Source organism: Candidatus Schekmanbacteria bacterium (assembly GCA_003695725.1).
Classification (GTDB): domain Bacteria; phylum Schekmanbacteria; class GWA2-38-11; order GWA2-38-11; family J061; genus J061.
The window spans coordinates 1-16037 of sequence record RFHX01000202.1 but is presented as its reverse complement, the minus strand read 5'-3'; the positions used below and the strand labels follow the sequence as shown (position 1 = coordinate 16037).

Annotated in this window: 18 protein-coding genes; all 18 read right to left on the bottom strand. The window is 35.6% G+C overall.

The window, feature by feature from the left end; translation table 11 throughout:
• A partial coding sequence (locus tag D6734_08010; protein ID RMF94364.1) for a hypothetical protein occupies positions 1-1140 on the bottom strand: 1140 nt, incomplete at its 3' end.
• 16 nt (positions 1141-1156) lie between these two features.
• Positions 1157-2044 (bottom strand): HDOD domain-containing protein, encoded by an 888-nt coding sequence (locus D6734_08005; protein ID RMF94363.1) that lies wholly within the window; start codon positions 2042-2044, stop codon positions 1157-1159.
• Between the two features lie 83 nt (positions 2045-2127).
• Positions 2128-2895, bottom strand: a complete 768-nt coding sequence (locus D6734_08000) for a FliA/WhiG family RNA polymerase sigma factor (GenBank protein ID RMF94362.1) — start codon at positions 2893-2895, stop codon at positions 2128-2130.
• Positions 2892-3071, bottom strand: a complete 180-nt coding sequence (locus D6734_07995) for a hypothetical protein (GenBank protein RMF94361.1) — start codon at positions 3069-3071, stop codon at positions 2892-2894. The genes D6734_08000 and D6734_07995 overlap by 4 nt, the downstream gene beginning before the upstream one ends.
• 14 nt (positions 3072-3085) lie before the next feature.
• Positions 3086-4015 carry a MinD/ParA family protein gene (locus tag D6734_07990; protein RMF94360.1) on the bottom strand — a complete coding sequence of 310 codons (930 nt, stop codon included), beginning with the start codon at positions 4013-4015 and terminating at the stop codon, positions 3086-3088.
• Positions 4016-5197, bottom strand: coding sequence for a flagellar biosynthesis protein FlhF (flhF, locus tag D6734_07985; GenBank protein RMF94359.1), 1182 nt, complete (start codon positions 5195-5197; stop codon positions 4016-4018).
• Entirely contained in the window at positions 5197-7275 is a 2079-nt protein-coding gene (gene flhA, locus D6734_07980) for a flagellar biosynthesis protein FlhA (GenBank protein RMF94358.1), read from the bottom strand. Before flhA ends, flhF begins: the two co-directional genes overlap by 1 nt.
• Before the next feature lie 2 nt (positions 7276-7277).
• Complete coding sequence (flhB, locus tag D6734_07975; protein RMF94357.1) at positions 7278-8351, bottom strand: flagellar biosynthesis protein FlhB; 1074 nt, start codon at positions 8349-8351, stop codon at positions 7278-7280.
• A gap of 19 nt (positions 8352-8370) precedes the next feature.
• Positions 8371-9153 (bottom strand): flagellar biosynthetic protein FliR, encoded by a 783-nt coding sequence (fliR, locus tag D6734_07970; protein ID RMF94356.1) that lies wholly within the window; start codon positions 9151-9153, stop codon positions 8371-8373.
• Positions 9150-9419 carry a flagellar biosynthetic protein FliQ gene (gene fliQ / locus D6734_07965; GenBank protein RMF94355.1) on the bottom strand — a complete coding sequence of 90 codons (270 nt, stop codon included), beginning with the start codon at positions 9417-9419 and terminating at the stop codon, positions 9150-9152. Before fliQ ends, fliR begins: the two co-directional genes overlap by 4 nt.
• A 9-nt stretch (positions 9420-9428) precedes the next feature.
• On the bottom strand, positions 9429-10178 hold the full coding sequence (fliP, locus tag D6734_07960; GenBank protein ID RMF94354.1) for a flagellar biosynthetic protein FliP: 750 nt from the start codon (positions 10176-10178) through the stop codon (positions 9429-9431).
• A 5-nt stretch (positions 10179-10183) separates the two neighbouring features.
• On the bottom strand, positions 10184-10732 hold the full coding sequence (locus D6734_07955) for a hypothetical protein (GenBank protein ID RMF94353.1): 549 nt from the start codon (positions 10730-10732) through the stop codon (positions 10184-10186).
• A complete protein-coding gene (gene fliN / locus D6734_07950) occupies positions 10729-11121 on the bottom strand; it encodes a flagellar motor switch protein FliN (protein ID RMF94352.1) in 393 nt (130 codons plus the stop codon). Before fliN ends, D6734_07955 begins: the two co-directional genes overlap by 4 nt.
• On the bottom strand, positions 11087-12106 hold the full coding sequence (gene fliM / locus D6734_07945) for a flagellar motor switch protein FliM (protein RMF94351.1): 1020 nt from the start codon (positions 12104-12106) through the stop codon (positions 11087-11089). Before fliM ends, fliN begins: the two co-directional genes overlap by 35 nt.
• A 15-nt stretch (positions 12107-12121) precedes the next feature.
• Positions 12122-12649 (bottom strand): flagellar basal body protein FliL, encoded by a 528-nt coding sequence (locus tag D6734_07940; protein RMF94350.1) that lies wholly within the window; start codon positions 12647-12649, stop codon positions 12122-12124.
• Positions 12650-13067: 418 nt separating this feature from the next.
• Positions 13068-14345, bottom strand: a complete 1278-nt coding sequence (locus D6734_07935; GenBank protein RMF94349.1) for a flagellar hook protein FlgE — start codon at positions 14343-14345, stop codon at positions 13068-13070.
• A 7-nt stretch (positions 14346-14352) separates the two neighbouring features.
• Positions 14353-15027, bottom strand: a complete 675-nt coding sequence (locus tag D6734_07930; protein ID RMF94348.1) for a flagellar hook assembly protein FlgD — start codon at positions 15025-15027, stop codon at positions 14353-14355.
• Positions 15028-15051: 24 nt separating this feature from the next.
• Positions 15052-16037: flagellar hook-length control protein FliK (locus D6734_07925; GenBank protein ID RMF94347.1), on the bottom strand; the 986-nt coding region annotated here is incomplete at its 5' end.

Here is a 16037-nt window from a genome sequence, read left to right as displayed (position 1 = left end):
CTCTTTTTCTTGGTCTTTAGGTTTATTTTCATCGAGTATTTCAGAAAGGGAATTTTTTATCTTTTTTATGTTTTCACGATATTTTCTGTTGAATTCAGATAGGTCATATCCTTTTTCAAAGGTTGCCATACACATTTGAATCTTCTTGCTTATCTGCGACGATACATCTTTTGCTGAATCAATGACATCAACAAGTTTTAGCATTGATTTTGCTGAGTTATTTCCCAAAGAAATTCCTCTTTCAACTTTTCTGTTTCCATTGTCCAGTCTATCAACTGCATTTTGAATTTCTTCAGCGGTATCGTCGATTTGCTTTGTAATAGTCTTTGTTATTGTGGAAATTTCTTTGGCAAGTTTCTTTATTTCACCACTTATTACAGTAAAACTGCGCCCTTTTTCACCAAACCTTGCCGCTTCAATAGCTGAATTTAGGGCAAGATGTTCTGAAAAATTAATCTGACCTTCAATTTCTGATAACAATTCTTTGATTTCGCTATTTTTTTTGTACAAGCTCGATATAGAAAATTCTGTTTCCTCAAAAGAGCTTGCAATTTTGTTGATTCCATCAATTGTTTCGCTTAAAGTTTTAAGGCTTTGTGTCGCAATCGATGCCGCTTCAGAAAGTTTTTTTACCTCTTCACTGCTTATTCCTAAAGTTTCATCAAGTAGCTTCATAGCTTTTTCTGAATTTTCATTAAAGATAGAAATTAAATCCTTCTCATGATTAAAGTCGTATCCCTCAATTTCATCTAATTTGCTTAAAATTGTTGAAACAATTTGATTTGTTGTCTCTAATCGCGACTTTTTCTTGATAAAGGAAATGTAAGAATTGATTTCATTTTCAAATTCTTTAAGTCCAAAGTTTTTGGTGACGGCTTCATCGGAAGATGTTCTTTTATTGTCATTTTTTTCTGGAGCTTTACTGAATTTTTCCCTGAGTTGACTTAGAGGATTGAAAAGTGCGAGATTTAGCATTTTTATAGAAAGAGAAACTAACAATGACAAGAATAGTAAGTTAAAAATGAAAAAGGTCAAAAAATTCGTAGGCTTTAAAAGGTAGAATAAGGAATTAAAAATCAATATCAAAAGAAATGAAAAAACGATAGTTAAGTATATGGCTCTCTTCGTTTTTTTCATCATTTTGATATCTCATTTTTTATTTGAGCATTGAACCTACTATGTAAGATACATTTTCTGTTTCTTGAGCAAACTTTGCTGCAAATTGATCTTGTAAATAATCATCTTCAAGTTTGTCCTGTTGAGGGAAGAATTCTTTTATATCATTATTAATAAGTGAATTGACCAATCTAAAGTCGAATATTCCTTCAGTTTTTTTGCAAAGCTCATCTGACAGATATATGATGCAAGTAAATTTCTTGTCTATTTCAGCTTTTTCAATGTTAGAATGACAGCGGATTGCTTCAACAATGCTTTCAGGAAGATTCCATTTATCACCCATTATGCCGCCTATTTCCATATGATCTAAGCCAAGAATTCTTCTTTCTGCTTCAATATCAGAAATACCTTCCTTTTCTTGCAATTCTTTTATTTGGGCAGATTCGTTGCGGAAAAATCTTTCAATTGCCAGCTTGCCTATATCATGAAGGAGGCCTGCTACATAACATTGAGCTTTATTTTCATAATTGAAAAGAGAAGCCAAGAGTTTTGATGATATGGCGACCTGAAAACAGTGCTCAAGATGAGCTTGGATATTCTTTTTGACATTTTCATCATCTTCTTTGAACATTGAAATGAGAGAAGCGTTGAAGGCAAGCTCTCTTAAACTGTCGAAACCTATAACCATTATGGCATGTTCAAGTGATTTGATATTCCTAAAACTGCTTCCGCCAAAATATACGGAGTTTGCCATTTTGAGAGTCGTAGCAGCTACAGAAGTGTCCATTGCGCTGACGATTTCTGAAAGTGAAGTTTCAGGGTCTTCTGTAAGTTCAAGCAGCTTTTTTACTGTTACAGAAAAGAATGGCAATTCTTCTCCTGTTTCAAGATGTTCTTCAATTTTCTTTTTGACTTCATTCTTGTCCATCTAATTTAACTCCTAAATTTAAGTTCAATATCTTTTTTGAGAAGAAATCTTATCTTCATTTCTTCGGTATTATCGATGTAAATTTAACTTCTATTTTTTCTATTGTTGAAACTATTCTTTATTTTTGTTTTTAGTGTAAATAAAGCTTTTGAGTGAATTTGAGACACTCTTGATTCCGTGATACCGAGTATTTCTCCAATTTCCCTCATAGTTACATCTTCATAGTAGTAAAGAGAGATTACCAACCTTTCCTTTTCTGGAAGATTATCGATTAGTTCTGCCAATATGGTTTTAAGATTTTCTAAATTCAGTTTTGAAATGATATCTTCATCTGATTCCAATAATATTCTCGGGAGATATCTTTTTTCTTTTAGGTTTGAATTCTCTTCAATTTCATTAAGGCTTAACAGTGTGCTTCTTGCTGCATTTGCAAGGATGGAATGGACTTCCTCAATACTTATTTTCATTTCATCTGCAAGCTCTTCATCTGTTGGAGTACGCGAGAATTTTTGTTCAAGTTTTGTAAAAGCTTTTTCCATTTCTTTTATCTTGTCTCGAGTTGAACGAGGTACCCAATCAAAACCACGAAGCTCATCGAGCATAGCGCCTCTAATTCTATATTCAGCATATGTTCTAAATTTTACGCCTTTTGAATCATTGAACTTCTCGATTGCATCAATTAATCCAATGACTCCTGCATTTATCATATCATCGACACTTATATGTGGAGAGAATCTCTTTGCCAGTTTAAGAGCAATGTTTTTAATTATTGGAGCATATTCCATTATGGTCTTTTCTTTTAAATCTTCATCAAATGGCTGTATTTTTTTATAAGCATTTATTTTGCTCATTTAGTTCTCTCCAAAGAAAGTATGATTTTTAACAATCCTTTTCCTAATAAAGCAGTCAGAGCAATTGATATAAGAGTCCTTATAACTATTGTTTCAGGCGACCATCTACAGATAAGTCCTGTAGTGATGATTATTAAAGCCGCTATAAGACTAAATAGTGATGGAATTCTATCCATTGCTGATTTCTCCCTTATGCAATGTTTTTGTCATTGTCTTCAGGTGAAATTCCATTGATTAATCTGTTCCAGAAAAATTGAATATTCCCTTTTGTAACGCAAATCTCTGTCAAGCTGTCTATTTTCTGGGCTAAAGATTTAATTGCCAAACTGGCTTCTGAATGAGGATTGAACTGCGTTATAAGTTTTTGTTGACGAATAGATGTTATAAAATTCACATCTCTTGGAATGAATCCTAAATAGTTCACTGAAACATGTAGAAATTCTTCTGTTGCTTTGCTTATAGTGTCGTAAACATTGTTTGCTTCATTCTTTGAACTTGCACAGTTTACTATTAGATTGAATTTCTTTTCTGCATACTTTAACGAAAGCACCTTTATTAAAGCATAAGCATCTGTTATTGATGCTGGGTCTGGTGTTGCAATCACAATGATATGCTGTGATGCGCTATTGAAGTACATTACATTCGATGAAATACCTGCGCTTGTATCGACAAGAAGTATATCAATGTCTAAATCAAGTCGTTCAAATTCAGATAAAATGTGAAGTTTTTGTTCATCTGAAAGATTTGTCAATTCTTCAACACCTGATGCGGCAGGTAAAATAAGAATTCCTCCCGGTCCTTCAATTATTATGTCTTCTATCCTTTTCATTCCCATAAAGACATGAAGGAGATTGTATTTTGGTGTCAATCCTAAAAGAACATCCATATTTCCAAGCCCTAAATCTGCGTCTAAAACCAATACTTTCTTTCCAAGAAGAGACATCGAGTAGGCAAGATTGCCTACAATATTGGTTTTTCCTACTCCGCCTTTACCGCTGGTGACAGAAATGATGCCTACTTTTTTATTTTTTTCTTCAGAAGTCGAATATCCAAATTTTTTTAGATGTGCCTGAGTTTTTGAAAATTGAGCTATTTTTCTAAGAGAAGTTGCCTGGTCCATTTAATTCTCCAAAGTTTTATAGTTAAAGTTATTGTTTATAAACTTGTTGAAAAGCGAATTTACAATCTTCTTTGCCGATGCTTCTTCAATATCCTGCGGTACTTCCTGCCCTGTTGTGAAATAAAATACCGGAAGTCCCGAAACAAGTGATGTATTAAAAAGGGTTTCATAACTGGATGTTTCATCAAGCTTTGTATAAATCATTCCTGATAATCCTATCGCTAAATGTTCATTTACGATATTTAGGGCATCTTCTGTTTTTGTCGAAGCGGCTATTAAGAGCCAAGTCTCAATATTTAAAATGTTTTTTAACATTTCATTTATTTCTTTTATTCTTTCGGTATTTTTATGGCTGTGTCCTGCTGTATCGATTAAAACTAATTCTTTGTCGGAAAAGGATTTTATTGCCTTTTGAAGCTCTCTCTTTGTTTCTGCCGTTTTCAACTCTAAATCCATTATATCTGCGTATGTTTTTAGCTGTTTTGTTGCGGCAATTCTGTATGAATCGATGCTGACAAGACCTACTTTTTTCCCTTTTAAAAAGTGCATTTCTGCCGCAATTTTTGCTATTGTCGTTGTTTTCCCAACTCCTGTTGGTCCTGTTAATGCTATTATTCTTTGTCCATTTTCAGGAATTGTAAGAGGTGATGAGACATTTATAAGTGAAGAAAGCTTGTTTAACACTGCTTTCTGTTTCAATTCAGTAGATAGATTATAGTTGCGGCTTGTATATGGAGATATCTCAGAGATTAGAATGCCTATAATGTCTTCATAAATACCAACTGTTTTGAAGAACTTTTCGAAATCTCCTATATTTTTAAAATAGCTGTCGAATAAAGGAGTTAGAAAATTCTCATCTTCTTCAGAAGAATTTCTTTTTGAGAAGTGATTAACAAAAGAGTATGAGTGCTTTCTTCTTTCTTTATTGAAATAGCCATATTCTTTTCCCGTAGTCTTTGCACTTGATAAATCCGACTTGTTTAAGAGAGGCGAAGAAGTCGGACTTGAATAAATTCCATCATCGTATGCCGCTACTATTTCTATTTTTTTAGAAAAGGACCCTTTTAGAATATTTGGCTTTTTAGTCCTTGTAGATACGATGATGGCATCTGGCCCCATTTCTTTCTTTACCAGCTTTAGCCCTTTCTCAAAACTGTCTGCTTCAAATGTTTTAAAAATCATCACATACTCACTATTTCAATAGTGTTTATCTTTGTGTCCGGTGTAAGTTCATTGTGAGAAATAACTGCTAAATTTGGGATAAATTTTTCTGTCAGCCGTTTTAGATGAAACCGAATTATCGGTGAACAAAGTATGATTGGCTGTAGATTCAGAGTATTAAATTTTTGGACAGCCATTGAAATCTTTTCAAGAAAACTTTGCGTAAATTCAGGGTCGAGAGCAAGGTATGACCCTTGTGAAGTATTTTGTATCGCATTGCTTATGGTTTCTTCCACATAAGTGTCGAGAACGGCAACTTTCATTTCATTGTTTTCGTCTCTATATCGATGTGATATATATCTCGATAATCCTTGCCTTACATACTCTGTTAAAACATCAGTATCTTTAGTTAAAGGAGAATAATCAGCAAGGCATTCAAGTATTGTTATTAGATCTTTGATTGGTATTTGTTCCTTCAAGAGATTTTGAAGAACTTTTTGCACACCGCCAAGAGTGAGATTATTTGGAATGAGTTCTTCAACAAGTTTTGGATGTGTTTTTGATATTCCATCGATAAGTTTTTGAACTTCCTGCCGCCCTATAAGCTCATGGCTGTAATTTTTGATTGTTTCCGTAAGATGAGTCGCAATAACAGATGGGATGTCAACTACTGTATAACCCAATATTTGTGCTCTCTCTTTATCGCTGTCAGGTATCCACAATGCCGGTAAATTAAATGTTGGGTCTTTTGTCGGGATTCCTTCAATTTCGCCCTTTGTAGTCTCAGCAGCTAATGCAAGACTGTGTCCCAACATCATATTACCTCTTGCTATCTCTATTCCTTTGAGAAGTATTGCGTATTCACCGGGTTTGAAATTTAGATTGTCCTTTACATGAATCGGAGGTATCATTATTCCCAATTCAATAGCCATTTGTCTTCTAATCGATTTGATTCGTTGAAGCAGTTCACCATTTTGAGAAGTGTCAATGAAGGGAATAATTCCGTATCCAACTTCAAGCCCAAGCATATCGGGTGAAAGTAAAGATTCAAAAGTTTCCTCGAAAGATTTTTCAGCCGGAGCTTCATCTTCCACTTCCTGTTCTTCTGATTTTTCTAATGATACGAAGTATTGAGATGCAATGACACCTGCTATGCCAAGAATGAAAAAAGGCAGATGAGGAAGTCCGGGAATAAGACCAAAGGAAAAAAGGATGATGCCTGCTATTGCAACGGCTTTCGGATAAGAAATTATCTGCTTTGTTACATCATCACCGAGGGTTTCATCTGAAGCGGCCCTTGTTACTACGAGGCCTGCTGCTGTGGAAACTATAAGAGCAGGGATTTGTGAGACCAAACCGTCTCCTATCGTTAATATTGTATATGACCTTGCGGCATCAGCAAGAGACATATTCTTTTGTGTAATTCCTATTAAAAGTCCTCCCAATATATTGATGCCCATTATTACAAGCCCTGCGATTGCTTCTCCTCTGACGAATTTACTGGCACCATCCATAGCGCCATAGAAATCGGCTTCTTTGTTGATCTGTTCTCTTCTCTGAATCGCTTCTTTTTCAGTAATTAATCCTGAATTAAGGTCAGCATCGATGCTCATTTGCTTGCCGGGCATTGAGTCTAATGTAAATCTTGCGGCAACTTCGGCAATTCGTCCTGAACCTTTGGTAATAACTACAAAGTTTATGACAGATAGGATTAAGAAAATAACAAGACCGACAAAATAATTTCCTCCGATGAGAAACATACCAAAGGATTTTATTACATGACCTGCCGCTGCTACACCCTCATTGCCATGAAGGAGAATAAGCCGCGTTGACGCGACATTTAATGACAGTCGATAAAGGGTTGTGACTAAGAGCAAACTTGGGAAAAGAGAAAAATCAAGAGGATTCAATATATACATAGATATTAGTATTATTACCAAAGCCAAAGTAACATTTGTTGCAAGCAGTATGTCAAGAAAAGTTGGCGGCAGTGGTATAATCATAATAGCAAGTATAGCTATTACGCCAATGCCCATAAGGGCATCAGTTTTTTTAAGATTAGGAAAAATACTTACTGCTGTTTGCGCTTCATTTGCCATAATTAAAGATTCCTAAGTTTCCCTTTGATTCTGTAAATATACGCAAGGACTTCTGCTACCGCCTTATAGAGTGATGGCGGCACTTCCATACCAACTTCAACAATTTTAAAAAGAGTCCTTGCAAGCGGTTTATTCTCCATAATTGGAACATTATTTTTTCTTGCTACTTCTTTAATCCTCTCAGCCAAGAAGCCTTTCCCTTTCGCTACAACTTGGGGTGCATCATTTTTTTCCGGATTGTAGAGGATTGCCACAGCCAAAGTTGTAGGGTTTGTAATCACGACATCTGCTTTTGGAACTTCGCTTAGCATTCTTTTTTTTGCAAGTTCGCGCTGGACGGACCTGATTTTGCCTTTGATGAGAGGGTCTCCTTCTCTTTGTTTGAACTCTTCCTTAACTTCTTCTTTTGTCATCTTGAGGTCATTTTCATATTCTCGTCTTACAAAGATATAGTCTAAAACAGCTACTATAACGAAGAGCCCAATAGTGTATTTAAACACTCTAAAGGAAATCGTTCCTATATATTCAACCAACTGATAAGCATTTGTGTATATAAGGGATGGGATAGTTTTGATTTCCCCTTTGACTGCAATGAATGCACATATGCTAAGTCCAATTATTTTTAATACTGATTTTAGAAGGTTTTGAAGCGCCTTTTTGGAAAATAATCTCTTGATACCCTGTATAGGGCTAATTTTAGAGATTTTTGGTTTTAGAGGTTCAAAGGTATAGACAAATCCTACTTGAATAATTTGAGCCAATATACCGCTTATAACTACGGCAGCAAAAATGGGAATCAATATTATGGCGACTTTGTTCATTGTAAAAAGCATATAATTGTAGAAATCCATCTTTATCATTTCCTTATGATTGCTGATGGAGAGAAGTCCATGCATCAGCTCTTCCATTTTCACTAACATATTGTTTCCAAGAAAATAGAAGACCGTGAGAGTGCTTAAAAGAACAAAAACGGTATTTACTTCACTACTCTGCGCAACCTGTCCTTTTTCTCTTGCTTCCTGCCTCCTCTTCGGTGTTGCAGGTTCTGTTTTTCTATCTTTATCGTTTTCAGCCATAGTTTAAACTCTCAATCTGTCAAAAGAGCCTCAATAATCTCAGCATTTTTATGTCCATTTCTGTAAAACTTGATTTAAAGATTTGATAAATATAAGGCATTGAAATTCCCAAAACGACCAATCCTATTCCGATAAGAAGAGGAAAGGTAACAATAAAAATATTAATTTGCGGAACGGTTCTAACCAATATTCCGAATATAATATTTGAAATAAGAAGTGTTGCTACAACAGGTGCACTTATCTTTATTGCAAGGGTGAATATTTCAGAACTGACTGTAATCATAAATGCTGTGATTTTGCCTGAAAAATTAATACCAGCCGGCGGAATTATCTCAAAGCTTTCTGTGATAGCTTTTATAATGTAATGATGCGCATTTATTGCCAAGAAGATTAAAACAGCAAAAATATTCTGAAATTTGGCAATGATCGACATCTGTTCTTCGAAGTGTGGGTCAAAAACATTGACAATGCCAAAACCCATTTGAAATCCCGCAATTTGAGCGGCAAAGTCAATGCCTGCAAAAATCAACCTAATTATAAAACCTGTTGAAAGACCAAGCGCCAATTCCTTTACAATCAATACCGTCAACTCATAGATGTTGTGAATATTTAATGAGTGGTGAATATTGGTGCTAACTATGGGAAATATAATGAAGGAGATTGCGGCGGCAAATCCTGCCTTGAGCAATGAAGGAGTTGCGCGATCTCCGAATACAGGCACAATTATAAAGATTGCAATTATTCTGAAAAATATCAGAAGAAAAAACTGTACCTTTTCTATGTCAATATAAAATAAATTCATTTGATATATGTTGGAATATTGATAAAAAGATTACTGGTAAACTCTATCATCAACCTAATCATCCATGACCCAAAGATAACGAGGGCTATGGCAACAGCAATTATTTTAGGAACGATTGCAAGCGTCATTTCATTAATCTGCGTAACTGCCTGAAATATGCTTATTAATAGACCTGCCGCAAGGCCGAAGAAAAGCATTGGCGCAGAAATTAAAAATGCCGTCTTTAATGATTCTACTGAAATAGTTATGACGAAATCAGGGCTCATTTCTTCCTCCTAATAGAAACTTTTTAGAAGTGAACCGACTATTAGATACCACCCGTCAACAAGGACAAAGAGAACTATCTTAAAGGGCAATGAGATCATTACCGGCGGCAGCATCATCATACCCATCGAAAGTAAGACACTTGAAACAACGATATCTATTATCAAAAAGGGGATATAGATCAAAAATCCGATCTGAAAAGCTGTTTTGAGCTCACTTATGATGAAAGATGGGACAAGAACCATAAATGGAATATCATTGTTCGATTTGAAATTTTTTTTCTTTGATAATTCTAAAAAGAGAGCCAAATCTTTCTTTCTCGTCTGTTTTGTCATAAATTCTTTTAATGGAGCAGTGGCTTTTTCTATAGCTTCTTCCTGAGAAATCTTTTTTTGCAGATAAGGCTGAATTGCTTCATCATTTATTTGAATGAAGTAAGGAGACATAATAAAAAAGGTTATGAACAATGATAGCCCAATTATTACCTGATTAGGCGGCATTTGTTGTGTTCCCAATGCTTGTCTCAAGAAGTGGAAAACAATAACAATTCTTGTAAAACCAGTGAGCATTATCAGTATTGCAGGAGCAAGTGAGAGAATAGTCAATAGAGCCAATATCTTCATTCCTGCTGAAATATCTGCAGGATTATCTGATTGTGTGATACCAATATTAATATTGGGAATCGGGACAGGAGCAGCCTGTGAGATTTGAGGTAAGAGAACGATGACTGTAAATATTATAAATATTGCTCTTTTAGACATTTTAATTAATCGCTGTATTTTAGGTTTATTCTTTCTTTTTTGAATGCTTTTGTTATTCCCCTGATAATCTCTTTCCCCGATGAAGATGTAAGCGAGTCAAAGTATTTTTTGAAATTTTGTTCTTTTTTCCCCAAATTTTCACTTTCAAAGTTCCCTTTGATTTTTGCTTCAGGGAGTTCGGATAAAAGTGTTATTTGCGTTGAAGTGATTCCAATGAGATATCTTCGTCCATCTACTTCAAGGATGCTAATTCTTTTATTGTTGCCGATATAGCAGTTTGAAGTTATTCTCAAAGCGCCTGAACTATGTCTGCCTTTTGATTTTATTCTTTTCAGAATAAAAAGAGTTACAGTCATAATGCCAAAGAGGATGAAGAGGATTCCGATGCTTTCTATAAAATTACTTTTGAACTCTGGAATATTAGTTTCATTCATCAAAAAAATATTCTTTTCATTTAGAACATTTTCTTTCGCTGCTGCGGCAGACTGTACAATAGGCGAAAAAAAGGTAGACAACATCAAGAACATTGTAGTTGTAAAAGATATCTGCTTCATTTTAGTTTTGTTATCCTTTCTTCAGGGCTTACAATATTGAGGAGTTTAATTCCGAATTTGTCATTGATAACTACTACTTCCCCATAAGCTAATAGTTTATCATTTGCATATATTTCGAGGGGTTCGCCTACTTCTTTGTCAAGCTCGATTACAGAACCTTGTCCAAGCTGTAAAAGGTCATTTATTCGCATCTTGGATTTTCCAAAAATCACTGATAGCTTGAGAGGAATATCAAGTATGAGACTGAGGTCTGCTGTTTTTATGGAAGTCTTCTTTGTAGTTGTCTCTGCCTGCTCTGTTGATTCATTTTTATTAGCTTCATTATCTTTTTCATTTATCTCTTCAAGAGAGTAATCAGCTGCTTCTTTTGCGTTTAGCTCTTCTGCCATGAGGATTCCTCCTTTTTTTAAGTCCTTTGGTTAATTGTGCTGCCTTGTTGCCTCTTACGGCACCGGCGACGCCTTTTAGTTTTTCGTATCCTTCGATATAGATTTTGAATTCGTCAGATGGGCCTGTATTGAGATTAATCACATCTCCCGGTTTTAGATTGAGAAGCTCCTTTCCTGTAATGACTGCTTCTCCAAGTTCGACAGTAATTTCTAATTCTGTTTGGGTAAGCTGATTCAGCATCATTCTGCGCCAGGTAAGGTCAACATCAGTTCGAATGCTGCTGAAATTTTTATTGAGTTTCCCCTTTAGCGGTTCAATAATCGAACAGGGGATACAAATATCTATAGAGCCAAGAATGTCTACATCAATTGAAGTAACGACAACCATATCCGATGGAAAACAGATTGATATGAATTGAGGATTTGTTTCTATGCTTACTTCTTCAATTTTTATTGGATAAACACCATTCCAAGACCTTTGGAGTTCGGAAGCAATATCTGTATGCATTTTCTTTATAAGAGACATTTCTATATTTGTGAATTCACGGTCTTCAATAACGAATCCGGTCTCGCTTTTTCCACCAAGCATACTTTCTATAAAAGAAAATGCTAATTTGGAATCAATTACAATCAAAGCTAAACCGCGCAGTGGGTTCATTCTTACTACCTGAAAGCTTGATGGAAGTTGTATATTGCCGATATATTCTTTGTATTTCATCATACAGGTGTCGCGAAGACTGATGTTTTCAACGATTTTTCCAAAAAGGTGAGACATTACTGCCCTCAATTTCCTGCAAAAGACTTCATAAACCATATCCATTGCAGGAAATGTGCCTTTGATTCTTAGATTGCCGCTCAAAAAATCAAAAGCAGAGGAGTTTGCTTGTTCCTTTCCAACACCTTCTTCAGTTTTTATTTCCCCTGACTTTATGCCTTGAAGCAATGCATCGACTTCATTTTGTGAAAGAATCTGATTCAAGGTTATCTCCTTTAATTCCTTTTACTGGACAACAAATTCTGTAAAATAGAGCTCTTTAACGCTTCCTTTTTTGAGTATTGAATTTATTCTTTTCATTAGTTCTGCTTTTAGCTGGAGTTTGCCTTCTACCGTTTTGACCTCTTCAAATGTTTTAGCAGAGAGATAGACAACAATGATGTCCTTGATTTTTGACATATTTTCATCAATTTCCTTTTTTACTTCTTCTGAGCCGACTCGAAGTTCCATTGAAATTTTGAGGTATTTGTTTCTATCCTTGTCTGCGAGATTTAGAATAAAAGTTTCCAATGGAATACCGATGGAAGCGGTTTCTTCAACCTCTTCAGTAGCAGCAGCTTCTTTGGCTTCAACACCTTCTTTGTCGCCTTTTAAAAATGTTATTGCTCCGATTGCGCCTCCTGCTACAACGATTACTGCCACAACGATGATAATTATCATTTTTAGAGGAAATTTCTTTTTTGCCGGTTGAGCAGGGGCTTCTGCTGTCGCAGCTTCAGCTGCTTCTTTTTTTTCTTCATTTTCATCAGCCATTTAAATGTCCTCCTTAAATTTAATTGGTGAAAATTTTCTTTGAATGTATATGCAAAGCCTATGCCAAAGTGATAAAGGGAACTATTTTTTTATGAACTTTTTTTGATTTGAAAAGAACAATAAAATCAATAAGTTATGTCTTATATGAAGAGTGTATTTAAATAACATTTGAAAGTTTCGAGATATCCGAATTTTTTGTGAGATTTATTCGTCAAATTTCCGCTTTCGAAGTCAAATATATGACGGAATAGAATGAAGATATTGAATTACTAAAATGAACTTTTTGGGTAAAAGAAAGTGTTATGAAAGCTATGATATGAATAGTTAGTTTGAAACTGAAAGGATTAAAAATTACAGTATAAAATAGAGGGTGGGGCCCTGCAGCCATAATAGCAAAACAGGACCCCGGGGGAGGCAATTATCTCTTCAGATTGACAAGGTCCTGAAGCATTTCATCGCCTGCTAAGATTATTTTTGAGTTTGCCTGAAAACCTCTCTGAATAGTAATCATATTCACGAACTCTTGTGAGAGGTCCACATTGGACAGTTCTAAACTCCCTGAATTTATAGTTCCGAATCCTGATGATTTCCCTACGCCAAGAATCGGGAGCCCCGAGTCTTTACTTTCTGCAAAGAGATTTCCGCCTATGCTTGTAAGACCGTTGGGATTTTTGAAATTTGCAAGGGCAAGTTGGTAAAGATCTTTTGTTGCGCCATTTGAGAATAGACCAGTCAATATTCCTTCGCCATTTATCGAAAGACTTTGCAGAGAGCCGGAGCTGTAGCCGTCCTGATTTTGAAAGTTTGTCGCAGAAGGTGCGGCAAACTGTGTCGTTCCGTCAAGTCCTGTCCCTCCATCGGTGGTAATGCTTGTGCCAAATTCAAAGGTAATTGATTGGTTTTGTGCCGCCCCGCCAGCAAAATCAAAATCTGATGAGGTTGTTGTTTCGGTGTCAAGAGCTCCATATTCGTTGAATGTAAGTGTACCGGAAGCAACTTCCTGAAGAGTCCCTGAAGTGCCGCCTGTTAGCTCTCCACCATCTACTAATGCATGCCATTCCCAGGTGTTTTCAGAGTCTTTTCTGAAATAGACTGTTGTGAGATGGCCATTTCCAAGAGAATCATAAACAGTTATGGCAGATGAGAAATTTGATGTTCCGTCAGGGTCGCTTGTACTGAATGCAGATGGTACACTTTCATCTGAGTTGAGATTAAGTGAAAGCGTTACTTTTGTTGTTGCTTTTGGAGATGAGGATGGAGATGATAAGTCTATATCGCCGAGAGAACCGTCTCTGCTTCCCGAAGAGTTGATACTATAACCTTGAACCCTTGAACCGTCTGTCGTAACAAGCAAACCATCGCTGTTCAGACTAAATTGTCCTGCCCTTGTGTAGTATCTGCCGTTGCTGTTTTCAACTATGAAAAAACCATTTCCATCGATTGCAAGGTCAGTGACACTTGAAGTGCTTTCAAATGAACCTTGGGCAAAGTTTTTGCTTACATCGGCAAGTTTTACTCCTCTGCCTATTTGTCCTACATCGATGATGCTTTGGCTCAAAACATTTGAAAAAGCTGTGCGGCTTCCTTTAAACCCAACAGTGTTGACATTGGCAATGTTGTTGCCGATAACAGAGATGGCATTTTGATGGGCTGACAAGCCGCTTATCCCTGAAAACAAAGCACTTAACATATCTATCCCTCCTTTATTTAACTTTTAAAATATTTTCCGGACTTATTTCCAAACCGCTGATTTCTATATAAGGAACTCCATCCTTGAATCTAACACCATCTACACTGCCGCTAATTATTGGTGATGTGCTGATGAGGTTGTTGTTTTGGTCATAAGCACTGACCATAAAGGTATAGGCTCCATCATCGACACTCTGATTGTCCATATTTTTTCCATCCCACTGAATACTATGTTTCCCAGCTGCTGTGTTACCTAAAGTCAATCTTCTGACAACGGGTCCATTCTTCTTCGAGATTGTTATTTCAACCTTTTTTGCATCTTCTTTTAGGTCGAAACTGATTGAGGGTATTTCGCCATTTGAAACCTTTATTTCATTTCCTATTACTTCAACTTCTCTTCCAACGAGATTCGAAAGTATTATGTTCTTTTGGGATTCAATTGCATTTGACAGAGATGTAAACTCTTTATTCAAAGAGCTCAATTGTTCGAGACTTGAAAATTGTGCAAGTTGAGCTGTAAACTCTGTATTTTCCATTGGCTCAAGGGGATTTTGGTACTGTATTTGTGCAAGAAGCATTTTAAGAAAAGCGTCTCTTCCCAAACTTTTTTCTATTCCATTTGCAGTGGAATTGTTGTTTGACGACTGTGATAACCTTGACAAGGTCATTTGCAAATCTGAAATATTCACTTCAGACCCTCCTTTCTTTTTTAGCTAAATGTAAACATCCACCTTTCCATCAAAGGTGAGAAATCTTTTTTCTCTGCTATCCTCTACAGAATTTGCTGCTATGGAAGATATGCCGGTTAGTCTAATTTTTTTGTTTGATGATCCACTGGAACTTTCACGCCATCTTTGATTCATATTTCTATCGTTGCCTGCAGCAATGGAAAATTCCTTTACTAAGATGCCTTTGTCATTCATATTGTTAAGCAGATCATTTTTGTTTGTATCGATGAGAGATTTTATATCTGCATCTTTTGCAATGATGGAAATTGCAACTTCATTATGTTTCTTTGTAATAATTTCAACTTTGATAGAACCAAGATCAGGAGGAGACATATCCAATTTAATCTCTTTCTTATTCGATGATAGAAGTGCTGTAACTGAATCTTCTATTTGCCTTGAAACGGCGTTGTAGAGTTCACTTTTATTGTTTGATAAAATGCTGTTATGCTTTGAAAGGATTTTTGGATGCAGTTGATTTTGAAATGTGTTTTCATGAATCTTTGAAGCGGTCTCTTTGTTATTCTGATTCTTTGAAGTTTCAATTTTATCAGTTCTTTCTTCTTTTAAAGTGTCATGATTGCTGTCTGAAAATTTGAAAGTGCTTTCTCCTTTTCTGTTTGTTTTTTGTTGCCTGATTAATGATTCTTCAAATTTATCTTCTATTTTCAGTTCTTTCCCAAAGTCTTTTTCTTTGTTTTGTCCTTCCTCTAACTTTTGGTTACTCTTTTCAGCTATTTTCGATAATCCTTGGATTTCAGAGTGTATGTCCTTGTCCTGATGCTTTGCTGTTTCTGGTATAGCTTCATTTTTTATTACCTTTTGTAAATCTGTTGATTCATCTTTTATAGCTTTTGGAGAAATTTTGGTGTCTTCTATTGTGTTTTCCTTAACCAAAGAAGAAATTTCTATTTCATTAATTTCTTTCGAAGGGAATGATAATATTTCGTTTTTTTGAGCAACTTCTTCATTTG

What these genes read in the sequence shown, in the direction of transcription:
- fliQ (RMF94355.1), bottom strand. Translation starts at nt 9,419, where the DNA reads ATGAGCCCTGATTTCGTCATAACTATTTCAGTAGAATCATTAAAGACG.
- D6734_07990 (RMF94360.1), bottom strand. Translation starts at nt 4,015, where the DNA reads ATGGACCAGGCAACTTCTCTTAGAAAAATAGCTCAATTTTCAAAAACT.
- flhB (RMF94357.1), bottom strand. Translation starts at nt 8,351, where the DNA reads ATGGCTGAAAACGATAAAGATAGAAAAACAGAACCTGCAACACCGAAG.
- D6734_07995 (RMF94361.1), bottom strand. Translation starts at nt 3,071, where the DNA reads ATGGATAGAATTCCATCACTATTTAGTCTTATAGCGGCTTTAATAATC.
- D6734_07940 (RMF94350.1), bottom strand. Translation starts at nt 12,649, where the DNA reads ATGGCTGATGAAAATGAAGAAAAAAAAGAAGCAGCTGAAGCTGCGACA.
- fliN (RMF94352.1), bottom strand. Translation starts at nt 11,121, where the DNA reads ATGGCAGAAGAGCTAAACGCAAAAGAAGCAGCTGATTACTCTCTTGAA.
- D6734_07955 (RMF94353.1), bottom strand. Translation starts at nt 10,732, where the DNA reads ATGAAGCAGATATCTTTTACAACTACAATGTTCTTGATGTTGTCTACC.
- flhF (RMF94359.1), bottom strand. Translation starts at nt 5,197, where the DNA reads ATGATTTTTAAAACATTTGAAGCAGACAGTTTTGAGAAAGGGCTAAAG.
- D6734_08000 (RMF94362.1), bottom strand. Translation starts at nt 2,895, where the DNA reads ATGAGCAAAATAAATGCTTATAAAAAAATACAGCCATTTGATGAAGAT.
- fliR (RMF94356.1), bottom strand. Translation starts at nt 9,153, where the DNA reads ATGAATTTATTTTATATTGACATAGAAAAGGTACAGTTTTTTCTTCTG.
- flhA (RMF94358.1), bottom strand. Translation starts at nt 7,275, where the DNA reads ATGGCAAATGAAGCGCAAACAGCAGTAAGTATTTTTCCTAATCTTAAA.
- D6734_08005 (RMF94363.1), bottom strand. Translation starts at nt 2,044, where the DNA reads ATGGACAAGAATGAAGTCAAAAAGAAAATTGAAGAACATCTTGAAACA.
- fliP (RMF94354.1), bottom strand. Translation starts at nt 10,178, where the DNA reads ATGTCTAAAAGAGCAATATTTATAATATTTACAGTCATCGTTCTCTTA.